The organism is Actinoplanes sp. NBC_00393, assembly GCF_036053395.1.
Lineage (GTDB): Bacteria > Actinomycetota > Actinomycetes > Mycobacteriales > Micromonosporaceae > Actinoplanes.
Genome location: NZ_CP107942.1, coordinates 10,973,139 through 10,984,221 on the forward strand (window position 1 = coordinate 10,973,139; position 11,083 = coordinate 10,984,221).

At 73.1% G+C, this 11,083-nt stretch carries 8 protein-coding genes; 2 read left to right on the forward strand and 6 right to left on the reverse strand.

Annotation, left to right across the window (positions count from 1 at the left end; translation table 11 throughout):
- Positions 1-3: 3 nt before the first annotated feature.
- Positions 4-1,455 (reverse strand): MFS transporter, encoded by a 1,452-nt coding sequence (locus tag OHA21_RS50770; RefSeq protein ID WP_328468080.1) that lies wholly within the window; start codon positions 1,453-1,455, stop codon positions 4-6.
- A 42-nt stretch (positions 1,456-1,497) separates the two neighbouring features.
- On the reverse strand, positions 1,498-4,365 hold the full coding sequence (locus tag OHA21_RS50775) for a glycoside hydrolase (RefSeq protein WP_328468082.1): 2,868 nt from the start codon (positions 4,363-4,365) through the stop codon (positions 1,498-1,500).
- 196 nt (positions 4,366-4,561) lie between these two features.
- Between OHA21_RS50775 and OHA21_RS50780 the strand changes: the two genes are divergently transcribed.
- Entirely contained in the window at positions 4,562-5,062 is a 501-nt protein-coding gene (locus tag OHA21_RS50780) for a QsdR family transcriptional regulator (protein WP_328468084.1), read from the forward strand.
- Between the two features lie 36 nt (positions 5,063-5,098).
- On the opposite strand, the gene OHA21_RS50785 is transcribed toward OHA21_RS50780, so the two are convergent.
- The 3 genes from OHA21_RS50785 to OHA21_RS50795 form a co-directional block, all read right to left on the reverse strand.
- Positions 5,099-5,479 (reverse strand): hypothetical protein, encoded by a 381-nt coding sequence (locus tag OHA21_RS50785; protein WP_328479047.1) that lies wholly within the window; start codon positions 5,477-5,479, stop codon positions 5,099-5,101.
- 73 nt (positions 5,480-5,552) lie between these two features.
- Complete coding sequence (locus tag OHA21_RS50790) at positions 5,553-6,329, reverse strand: hypothetical protein (protein ID WP_328468085.1); 777 nt, start codon at positions 6,327-6,329, stop codon at positions 5,553-5,555.
- A complete protein-coding gene (locus OHA21_RS50795; protein WP_328468087.1) occupies positions 6,326-6,895 on the reverse strand; it encodes an RNA polymerase sigma factor in 570 nt (189 codons plus the stop codon). The genes OHA21_RS50790 and OHA21_RS50795 overlap by 4 nt, the downstream gene beginning before the upstream one ends.
- 110 nt (positions 6,896-7,005) lie before the next feature.
- Between OHA21_RS50795 and OHA21_RS50800 the strand changes: the two genes are divergently transcribed.
- Positions 7,006-7,536 (forward strand): DUF6817 domain-containing protein, encoded by a 531-nt coding sequence (locus OHA21_RS50800; protein ID WP_328468089.1) that lies wholly within the window; start codon positions 7,006-7,008, stop codon positions 7,534-7,536.
- A gap of 3 nt (positions 7,537-7,539) precedes the next feature.
- Here the strand turns inward: OHA21_RS50800 and OHA21_RS50805 are convergent, their stop codons facing one another.
- Positions 7,540-10,986: a CHAT domain-containing protein gene (locus OHA21_RS50805; RefSeq protein ID WP_328468090.1), complete on the reverse strand. Its 3,447-nt coding sequence runs from the start codon at positions 10,984-10,986 to the stop codon at positions 7,540-7,542.
- Positions 10,987-11,083: the final 97 nt, after the last annotated feature.

The following is an 11,083-nucleotide window of genomic DNA, read 5'->3' on the forward strand; positions in this document are numbered from 1 at the left end:
AGGCTATCGAGCCGGGATGAGACGCCACGCGACCACGGCGGCCACGACCGTGAAGCCGGCTGCGACCAGCGAGGTCGTCTGCATGGCGGACACGAACGCGTCCTTCGCGACCTGCGCGAGTCCCGGGTCCAGCACCTGCAGCGCCGAGCCGAGCGAGTCGGTGGCCTCGGCCGGCGCGGAGGCGGGCAGCTCCAGGTTGGACCGGTACAGCGCGGTCAGCATCGAGCCGAGCACCGCGATGCCGAGCACCACGCCGAGCTCGTTCGCGGTCTCGGTGACCGCCGAGACCGAGCCGGCCTTGTGCGGCGGCGCGGCCGAGACGATCGCGTCGCCGGCGAGCGTCATGGCCAGGCCGACGCCGAGACCGACCGGGATCAGGCAGAGCGCGAGCCACACGTACGACGACTGGCCCGCGGCAGGCGCCACCAGAGCGAGACCCGCGGCTGCCACCGCGAGCGACGCCGCGATCGCGCGGCCCCGGCCCAGCTGCGTCATCGCCCAGCCGACCAGGGCGATCACCACGATCGACGCGAGCGTCGCGGGCAGCTCGGCCAGCCCCGCCTGCAGCGGGCTGAAGCCGCGGGCGAACTGCAGGTACTGCGAGAAGAAGAAGAGCAGGCCGACCAGCGCGAAGATCGAGATCACGTTGGCCGCGACCGCGCCGGAGAAGGCCGGGCTGCGGAACAGGTCGACGTCGAGCATCGGGTCGGCCAGGCGGCGCTGCCGGCGGACGAACAGCACACCGGCGATCACCCCGACGATGATCAGCGGGCTGAAGCTGCCGGTCGCCAGGTGGGTGATCGAGTAGACGATCGGGACCACGGCGAGCATGGAGAGCGCGGCCGAGGCGACGTCGAACCGGCCCGGGTTCGGATCGCGGGACTCGGGCAGCAGCCAGAGCCCGGAGATCACCACGACCACCATCACCGGCACGTTGATCAGGAAGACCGAGCCCCACCAGAAGTGCTCGAGCAGGAAGCCGCCGACCATCGGCCCGGCCGCGGAGCCGGCGCCGAACGCGGCCGACCAGACGGCGATCGCGCGGGTGCGCTCGGCCGCGTCCGGGAACAGGTTGCGGATCAGCGAGAGCGTGGACGGCATGAGCGTCGCGCCGGCGACACCGAGCAGCAGGCGGGCCGCGATCAGCTGCTCGGCGGTGGTGGCGAAGGCAGCGAGCAGCGACACCAGGCCGAACAGCACCGAGCCGGCCAGCAGGATCCGCTTGCGGCCGAACCGGTCGGCGAGGTTGCCCATCAGCGCGAGCAGGCCGGCCAGGGCCAGGGAGTAGATGTCGCCGATCCAGATGATCTGCTCGGCGGTCGGCGACAGGCTCTCGGTCAGCGACGGCACCGCAAGCGCCAGCACCGTGCCGTCGATCGACAGCAGCAGCACTGCGGCGGCCAGCACGCCGAGCGCGGCCCAGCGCCGGTTGGTCTGTGTGAGGGTCACGCTCATGCCAATACTGTACCGACCGGACGGTACAGTTTTGCAAGTCGGTCATCCGGCCACCTTCGCCAGGACCTCGATCTCGGCGACGGTCAGGTATCCGTTCGGCACCGCGGTCAGCACCACGCAGACCGCGTCGGTGCGGCTGCCGACCGGCGCCGGCACGGCGAGCGGGCTCGCCGTGCCGACCGGGATCTCCTCGCCGCCGGCGCAGGTGCCGTCGGCGGCCGGCACGCCGACCCGCAGGCTCTGGGCCAGGCCGCCGCCGCTCGCGTTGTCCCGGTAGAAGTGCGTCACCACCCGGGTCACGTCACGCACGCCGGGCAGCCGCACGGTGATCGTGTCGGACGGGTTGCGGTCGCTCGGCTTCCAGTTCGACCAGGCCTTGTCGGTGGTGTCGCCGTTGGCCAGGCCGGCCGTCGAGTAACCACCCTCGGTGAAGGTCGCGGTGACCGACGAGACCTCGGCCCGGCCCTCGACCGCCTCGGTCACCCGCACCCGGACCGTCGCCGGGACGGTGGTGCCGTCCACCACGGTCGCGGTGCCGGTCAGTGTCACCACGCCGATCGTGTCGAATGCGCCGGCCGGGGCGGGATTCCAGGTCACCGGTAGTTCGGCGCGTCCGCCGTACCGGCCCAGGCCGGTCACTGTGGCCGGCAGCACCGGCTCGCCGCCGACATAGGTGGCCGCGCTCGCCGGCCTGGTCCGGGTGAACACGTCCACGACGACGCGTGCTTCGGCGGCGACGGTCCGGCCCAGGACGTCGGTCGCGGTGCCACGGACAGTCACGGTCCCGGGCGTCCTCCATCGCCGTTCCGGCGGCATCCGCCAGGTGACCGGCAGGCTGGCCCGGCCGCCGCCGGCCTGCACCGCGGTCACGGTCGCGGGCAGGGTCGGAGCAAGACCCGGGACTGTGTACGCCGCCACCTGCGCGGTTTCCACCACGGTCTCGTCGCGTACCGCCCAGCGCTGGTTGGCTCCGGACGTCGGCTGGTAGAGGCTCACCCGGGTGCCGTCCGCGGTCGCCTGTCCCGGCACGTCGATCAACCGCCGCGCCGCCACGTTGACCAGCGTGTACGTGCCGTCACCGGTCGTCGACAGCACCCACTGCGCGCCGTCGTCCGCCGTGCCGCTGTCGTCCTCGACGACCACCGCCCCATCCCGCACGGCGAGGCGCTGTCCGGTGCCGGCGTTGCTGATGACGTACCGCTCCCGGTTGCTCAGCCCGTCACCCAGCGCCCGGAACGTCCACAGCTGCCCGGCCGCCGCCGGATCGCTGGTCCGGATGGCGGCGCCGCCGGCGTCCGGCGTGAGCGAGCGGCCGCTCTGCACCCCCTCGATCCGGTACGTGTGGCCGTTCATGAGGTGCTTCCCGGCGACCCCGGACACCCCGTCGATCAGGAACGTCGTGACCGACTGCGCCGGCACGGTCAGGGTGGCCTTCTTGCCGGACACCGCGACCCGGGCGCCCCTGACCAGCTTGCCGTCCGCGCTGGTCACGATCGGGGTGATCGTGGCCCGGCGGGAGATCGTGCCGAACTTGGACAGGTCCAGCGTGACCGCCCGCTCCTGTGCGGTCTGGTTGGCGTGCACCGCGGTGGCGCCCTTGCCGTCCCTACGGATCGCCGCGGTGGTGGCGGTGTCGCTGACCTTGACCATCCGGTCGCCCGGCCGGATGTAGTGGGTGAAGTTCCGGATCGTGTCGAACTTGGTGTTGGTCCGGATCGGGCAGGTCGCCAAGGTGTCGGTTGGCGTGCAGTCGAACGGGACGTGGATCGAGCCCCACTGCAGGTTGCCCTCGGCGACCATGTTGTCGGCGTCCTCGATCGGCTGCCACAGCACCCACGCCGACGGTTCCAGCTCCCGGATGTCGTCGATGATCCGCTGGGCCATGCCGAGCCCGGAGTTCATGCTCGTGTAGTCGTTGCCCCAGCTGCCCTCGACCTCGCTCATCCACAGCGGGCGCTGCTCGGCCTTGGCCACGTCGCGGGCCGCAGTGCGCTGCCCGGTCCCGTACGTGTGCACGTTGAGCTGGGAGACCGCGTCCTGGGCGGCCTGCGGGTAGCCGTACCAGTCGGTGACGAAGGTGCCGGGGTTGGTCTCGTCCGGCGCGGAGACCAGCGCGCCGGTGGACGCGCTCGCGAGCCGGTTCTTCAGCGCGGTCACCACCTGTGCCTGCAGCGCCGGGCCGGCGTGCGCGCCTTCCTGACGGCCGCCGGTCGGTTGCCCGTCGGCGCCGAGCGTGGTCCGCCAGTAGTTGGTGTTCGGCTCGTTCAGCGGGTCGATCGTGTCGAACGCGATGCCGTGCGCGTCCTCCAGGTGCTCGGTGACCCGGACCAGGTACTCGGCGAACTCCTCGACCCGGTCGGCCCGGATCTGGTCGGTGTTCGGGTCGAAGCCGCCGCTGACGTAGCCGCTGACCGTCTGGAACCACGGCGGGGAGTTGCTGAACGCCTCCCAGTGGGTGATCCGGTCCTTGACCTGGTCGACCCACCAGCGCTGCGCCGGGTCGGCGTCTAGGTCCCAGTGCGCCGGGTCGTCCGGGTTCCACCACTCCTTGTCCTGCGGCCCGTACGGCTCGGGAGCCTTCCAGAAGCCGGGCACGGCGCCGCCCGGGCGCAGATAGGGACGGACCGTGGGCGCGTTGCCGCCGCCGATGTTGAAGCGGGCGATGTTCAGGTTCAGGCCGTCGGCGCCGAAGACCAGGTCGACGAGACGCTTCCGGATCTCGTCCGGGTAGTCGCCGGTGGCCTCGGCCATCCAGACCAGGCTGGTGCCCCAGCCCTGGAACTCGGGCTGCTGATACGACGGGTCGATGGTGACGGTGACACCGGGGGTCTGCGTGTTCGCCGGGGGAACGGCCGAGGCCGGCACTGCTGCCAGCGCCAGTGCCGTGAGGGCGGCGGCGGGTCCGATCATGGACGGGCCTTTCGGCTTGTTTACGTAAACATGTCGGTGGACCCCTGTTGTCGCATGCATGTCCATCGATGTCAAGAGCCGGTCCGGCCGGAATTGATCCGGGACCGCTGTTCCGGCCGTATCAGGAAATGGGGGTGGGGCGTTGCCAGCGAGTCGGCGTGTGATCGCACCGGACGTTTTGTTGCGTGGTGCGGTGATGCATTACCTGCACCATTCCGGATTGGACATGGAAGGGCTGGCCGGCGAATTGTCGATCAGCCGGGCCACGCTCTACCGGGCGGTCGGCAGCCGGGACGCACTGCTCGGCGAGGTCCTCTGGGCGCTCGCGCGGCTGCTGCTGGACGAGGCCCGCGGCGAGGCGGCCGGCGCCGGGCCGGACCGTGTCATCGAGGTGTCCCGGGTGTTCGCGGAGCTGATGTTCTCAGCTCAGCAGCTGCGGCAGTTCGTGGCGGCCGAGCCGCAGACCGCGGCGCGGGTGCTGGTCACCCCGGCCACCGATCTCCAGCAGCGGGGTGTGGCGGCGCAGCTCGAGATCTTCCACGAGGCCGGTCTGGCCGGCGACGAGGAGGATCTGCGCCGCCGTGCGTACCTTTATGTCCGGCTTCTCGGATCGGTCATGTACAGCGAGTTGCTAGGCGTCGGGAATGTCGAATTCGACCTCGCCGAACCCGCATTGCGAGCACTGCTGCCGCATTGATTCCGATGCCATTGGAGCGCTCCCATGGAGGGCCTGTCAATTGGGTGTGAAGAGGCCCTGGATGCCCACCACGATGGCGATCAGGCCGAAGATCGCCAGCAGCAGCGCCCGCCCGGACGGCTCGCCCTGCGTGGCGCCGTCGAGTGGCTTGCGGCCGGTCAGCCGGTCCCACAGCAGGGCCAGGCCGACGCCGATCCCGACCACCTCGAAGTGGAACAGGTGCGGCCCCGAGATCAGGTGCACGATCAGGTAGTAACCGCCCGCGACCAGGGCGACCACCCCGATCAGCCAGGCCCAGCGGGCGATCCGGTCGGCGAAGCGGCCGATGTTGTCGCCGACCGACGGCAGCCGCCGCAGCAGTGGTATCGCGAGCAGCAGACCGCCGAAGATGTTGGCGAGGTCGAGCAGCAGAGCCATCACGGGCCGGGTCCTTCCGTCACGAACGTCGATCGGGAGCGTAGCGTTTCCGATCGGCCGTGCCGTCAAACTCTCAGCGTGGCCGCCAGGGCTCGGCCGCGGTGATCACCGTCCCGTCGCGCAGGGTCAGGTCGACGGTGAAGATCTCGCGGAGCTCGGTCTTGCTCGCCCACTCGAAGGCCGGGCCGGGCCACCAGACGACGTACCGGCCGTTGCGCACCGTGGCCTGCACAGTCAGGTCGCCGGTGCGGATGGTCACCGCGCTGACGTCCGGGCCGACCGCGCCGTCGGTGATCGAGGCGTCCTTGAAATCGGCGATGGCGCCCTGCATGTAGTGGCCGGCCGGCGCCGTCTCGGACGGTCCGGAACTGCCGCCCACGCCCCAATTCACGTCGTCCACGTCGTCGTCACCCGGGACGTTGTGCGCCAGGCAGGAGCCGGACACGTCCGGGTCGTCGGTGCGGTAGAGCATGGCGACGTACTCGCCGCGCCGTTCGGCGAGGACCAGCTCCGCCCGTTCGATGTCCAGGGAGCCGTCCTTCAGGCCGTCCCGGCACTCCGGTCCGATCATGGCGATCTCGGCGTCGGTCAGCGTGCTGGGGACCGGGGTCCAGGAGGCGTAGGCGCGCCCGCCGCCGAGATTGCCGGGCAGGATGACGATCGCGCCGGCTGCCGCGGCCGCGGCAGCCGCCACGGCGATCAGCAGGCGGCGCCGGGAGCGCCGGACGGGCGGGGTGGCGTCGTACGGCGTGGCCACGATCCGGTCCAGCGCGGCCGCCGCACGTTCGTGGTCCTCTTCGGTCACCGGGCCGGCGGCGTCCAGGCTGCGCAGCGTCTCATCGAGTGTCACGACGGGTTCTCCATGGTGTCGAGGCCGAGAGCGGCCAGTGAGCCCTCCGGGCTCGTCCCGGCCTGATCGAGGTGGCGGCGCAGGGCACGCCGGGCCCGCAGCAGCCGCAACCGGTACGACGTCGCGGTGATCCCCAGCACCCGGGCGGCCTGCGGTGAGGTGAGGTCCTCGAAGACGGTCAGCGCCAGCGTCTCCTGCTCACCGGCGGTCAACTGCTTCCAGGCCGCCGCCAGGTCCAGCCGGTGCGCGACCGACTCGTCGCCCGCTTCGGCCTCGGCGGGCGGCGCCACCGTGGCGATCCGGACCGCGAGCGCGTCCTGCCGGCCCAGCCCGCGAGCGGTGTTGAGCAGGCAGTTGCGGGCGATGCCGAACAGCCAGGCCCGCGCGTCGGCGGTCCGGAGCGGCGCCTCGTCGAACCGCCGCCAGGCCACCAGGAAGGCGTCGGCGACCACGTCCTCGGCGTGACTGGGATGCACCCGGCGCCGCGCGAAGCGCAGCACGTCGGCATGACTGTCGGCGTAGAGCGCCCGGAAGCGCGATTCCCGGTCCGGTCCCACTGTCCTCACACCCGCTACCTGTCCGGCACGGCAGTCACTGTTTCATGCCCACTATTTGTGACCAAGGGCGCACTCTCCGGGGCGGCGGGCCGGCGCCGGTGAACCATAGGTTGCTCGGTATGAGCTCTGACGTGCGCGAGTGGTTACAGCAAAGTGGAGCCGACACGATCCGGCATCCGGGCGGCACCCTCTACGCCCACCTGTGCCGGGTGGAGGAGCGGCTCGGGAAGCTCGGTCATGGCGACGACGTGTGCGCCGCCGGGCTGACCCACGCCGCCTACAGCACCGACGGCTTCGACCTGGCGCTGGTCTTCTGGCAGGAGCGGGAGCGGCTGCGCGACCTGGTCGGCGCCCCGGCCGAGGAGCTGGTGTACCGGTACGGGGCGTGCGACCGGGATCGCACCTGGGCACGGCTGGCCGAGACGAAACAGATCACCGACCGGTTCACCGGCGGGACCGCGGAGCTGACCGCCGAGGACCTGACCCCGTTCGTCGATCTGAGCATCGTCAACGAGCTGGACGTCTTCGAGCAGGCGCCGGCGGTGCTGGAGAAGAACCGGGCGTATTTCAAGAAGGTCTTCACCGCCTGGCGCCCGCTGGCCTCGGCCCCGGTCGCCGAGGAGGTGGACCGCCTGTTCGCCAGTCGCTGACCTCTACAGGCCGATCAGCACGAATGGGGCCCAGTGCCGCTCGGCGTCGCCGCCGAGCGGCTCGGCAGACTCGTCGTCGCGTGGCTTGACGCCCCGCAGCACCACCGGACCCGGTACGCCACCCAGCGCGACATACTCCGCCCGGAGCCGGTCCGCCCCGGCCCGCGCGACGAACCGTTGCGCCTCGGCGAGGGCGTAGGCGGGCGGCGCCCCGTCGGCGAGCCCGCGCAGGAAGCGGCAGATCACCACGGGCGCCACCGCGTCGTCGACCGGCCAGAGCGGCAGGACCACCTGGCGGATCCCGGCGCGTGACATGGCCCGGGTCAACCCGGCCACGTCGTCGCCGAGGGTGACCGTGGTGCGCCCGGTGTCGCCGCCGGAGAGCACCGCCAACTCCGCGCCGCTCAGCACCCCGTCGCCGGACGGGAACGCGCTGGTGTGCGTGGCGAACAGCAGCACGTCCCGGCCGGGTGAGCGCTCGCGGATCGCCGATCTGGTCGCCGCCTCGTCGACGAGCACCTCGTCGGGCCCGCAGCCGAGGATCGCCGCCGCGGCCCGGGCCTCGACCCGCGCGCCGGGAAGGGGCCGCAGGCCGGGCCGCTGTGACCGCTCGGCGGCCGGGTCGGCCACGATCAGCGGCTTCGCCGGCACGACGGGCTGGTCCAGGGCGGTGGTGCAGTCGGCGAGCGGGGTGAGGCTCGGCGCGTACGACACCACCCGGTCCATGCCGAGGGGCCGGTCCTCGAACGGCAGGGCGTGCACCGGCACCAGGCGTAGCGGTCCGGACGGCACCACCACGACCCGCCGGTGCCGGCGGAGCACCGCTGCGACGTCGGTCAGCAGCAGGGCGGACAGCTCGGTCGCCTCCGGTCCGGGCGCATGCCCGGCGGCACAGCGGCTGTGGAAGCGGCGGACCAGTGCGGCCAGGTGCCGTTCGGACACCCGGCTGTGGTGCACGAGCACGTCGTCGCGGGTCACCGCCCAGAGCAGCAGCTCCGATCCGGCGGTCAGATACTCCAGCACCACGGTATCCGCGGCGAGCCGGCTCTGCAACAGCCGTACGTCGAGCGGCTCCGGCGGCGCGGCCCGGCGCAGCAGGGCACCCGGGCTGACCCGCTCCACCTCGCACTCGGCGCGGGTCAACGCGGCGTCCGCTGTGTCGACGATCTGGAGCAGCGGGCCGGCGTCCCCGGCGCCGGGCGTGTCGATCGCGGCCAGCAGCCGCCCGGCGTGCGCTGTCCGGTCGGCGGTGCATTGCCGCCACTGCTGCCAGGCGTCGGCGAGCGCCGGAATGCCCATGGCGCCACTGCCGGCGTGGTCCGGCTCGGGACGCGCAGCGGGCGCCAGCCACCGCTCGGCCGCGGCCAAGGAGCGCCGCCGCAGGTCAGCCGCGTCCGGCCGGTGATGTTCGGCGTGCGCCAGGATCGCCAGCGCCTTGGCGGCGACCAGGTACAACCCGACGGCCCGGTGGTGGACAGCGGCCCGGTCCGCGTCCCTGAGCAAGGTTCCGGCGTACTCTTCGACGAGGCCGACACCGGTCCCGGCGTACCCGAACGCCGCCGCCGCATCGCCGTGCGCCAGCGCGATCTCCGCGGCCGTCAGCGCCTCCGGCCAGTCCCACCGGGCCCGCGCCGGGCCGCCGGAGCGGGTGAACGCCCGCCCGGCCAGCGCGAAGTCCCCGGCCCGCAGCGCGAGCGGGGCGAGCACCTCGCCGGGCAGCACCCGGTCCCGGTCCAGTTCGGTCAGGGCGGTGCAGGCCTCGGCCCGCCGCTCGCCCGCCACCAGCACCAACGGGCGCAGGTCGGCCGGGGCGCCGGGCCGCTCGGCCGCTTCCAGGGCCACCCGGTACCACTGCTCGGCCTGTTCCGGCATGCCGCGCCGGTTCGCGTGGCCGCAGCGGGCCAGCGGCACCAGCACGTCGATGGTGGCCAGCGCCTGGATCGCCGGGTGCGGGTCGCGCAGCCGCGGCAGCAGTTCGTCGAGCCGGCCGCGCAGGCGCAGTAGCCCGCGGGCCGCGTGCTCGGCGTCGGCCGAGTCGATTCGCCGCCGGTGCGCGTCGACCATGCCGAGGGCCGCCTCGAGCTGGTGGGCGGCCACGAACTCGGGCGGGCCGCCCGGCGCGTGCCCGAGCCGTTCCAGCCGGATGAGCGCTTCGTCGGTGAGCCCGGTCCGGGACTCCAGGCCGGCCAGCGCGGTGACCACCGACCGGGTCGGCAGCGCGGGGTCGGCGGCGAGCAGCGGCAGCGCGGCCAGGTAGCCGAGCCGGGCCCGGGACAGGCTGCCGTCGGCCTGCCAGTGCTCGGCGGCGCGTTGCAGCAGCCTGCCCAGCCCGGCGCACCAGGCCCGGCTGCCGACCGAGGCAGCCCAGTTCAGCACGCCGGCGACCGGTCCGCGCTCCGGCGCCCGGTTCCCGCAGCCGAGAGTCGGCACCCGTCCCTCGTCGAGGTCGGCGATCAGCAGGTGGACGGCGCTGAGCTGCACCCCCGCGGTGTCCCCGGCGGTGGTCCACGCGTCCCGGGCGGCTAGCAGATGCCGTCGCCGGGCCGGCCGGTCCCCGGCGAACCAGGCGAGGGTCGCCTGCCGCAACTCGAGCGCGGCGTGCAGGCGGGGGAGGGGCAGACCGGCGGCCCAGCTGGCCGCGGCGGTGTAGCAGTCGGCCGCGCGGACCACGTCGCGGTGGCGCAGCGCCGGGCTGGGACCGGGCTGCGGCGCCAGGTCGTAGCCGAGGCTCTCCGGATGCGACCCGGGCGTGGCCCACCAGTCGCCCTCCACCAGATAGGTCACTCCGACCAGCCCGGGCAGGTTGAGCAGCGTCGCCGCGGTACGTGCCTGGGCCAGCATGTGCCGTGCCTCGCCGTCCAGGCCGATCCGGTGCATCAGGTCCGCGCCGGCGATGTCGCACCAGTGGCCGAGAGCCACCGCGCCGAGCCGGTTCGCCAGGCAGGCCAGGGTCTCCAGGGACCGGATCCCCTGCACCGCGAGCTGTCCCGCGGCCGCCTCGTTGCCGGAGCGCAGCATGCCCTCGGTGTGCGCGCGGACGGTGGCGAGGCTGGGCGGGCCGTCGGCGACCAGGTGCTCGATCAGCTCGGTCTCCGGGATGCCCGGCGCCGGGGTGACGAAGGCGCCGGCCGGGTCCATCGTGGTCTCCGCGCCGATGCCGCCGGGATACCAGTTCCCGTCGAGCTGCAGGGCCCAGGCGCGCAGCGCGGTCAGGTGCCGGTCCGGGGCGCCGGCGCCGCTCTCCAGCTCGTCGAGCAGCCGCAGCGCGTGTTTGGCCTCGCCGGCGGAGAGCGCGCCGTAACAGGCGTCGGTGAGGTGCAGCATCCGGTGCCGGGGATCGTCGGCGGCGGCGCGCAGCGCGGCGGCCCGGGCCGGACCGGGACGGCCGTGCAGATCCTCGGTGTTCAGTGAACCGAGGGTCATCCAGCCGGGGCGCAGCGGAACGGTCACGACGGCCTCCCGGAGAGGAGAGCGCGAGTGGCACCGGCCGGAGTCGCGGCGCCGGTGAGAGGCTGTCAACGTAACCGACTGCGCGGACTCCCCGGAA

What these genes read in the sequence shown, in the direction of transcription:
- OHA21_RS50770 (WP_328468080.1), bottom strand. Translation starts at nt 1,455, where the DNA reads ATGAGCGTGACCCTCACACAGACCAACCGGCGCTGGGCCGCGCTCGGC.
- OHA21_RS50785 (WP_328479047.1), bottom strand. Translation starts at nt 5,479, where the DNA reads ATGGCTCTGCTGCTCGACCTCGCCAACATCTTCGGCGGTCTGCTGCTC.
- OHA21_RS50800 (WP_328468089.1), top strand. Translation starts at nt 7,006, where the DNA reads ATGAGCTCTGACGTGCGCGAGTGGTTACAGCAAAGTGGAGCCGACACG.
- OHA21_RS50775 (WP_328468082.1), bottom strand. Translation starts at nt 4,365, where the DNA reads ATGATCGGACCCGCCGCCGCCCTCACGGCACTGGCGCTGGCAGCAGTG.
- OHA21_RS50780 (WP_328468084.1), top strand. Translation starts at nt 4,562, where the DNA reads ATGCATTACCTGCACCATTCCGGATTGGACATGGAAGGGCTGGCCGGC.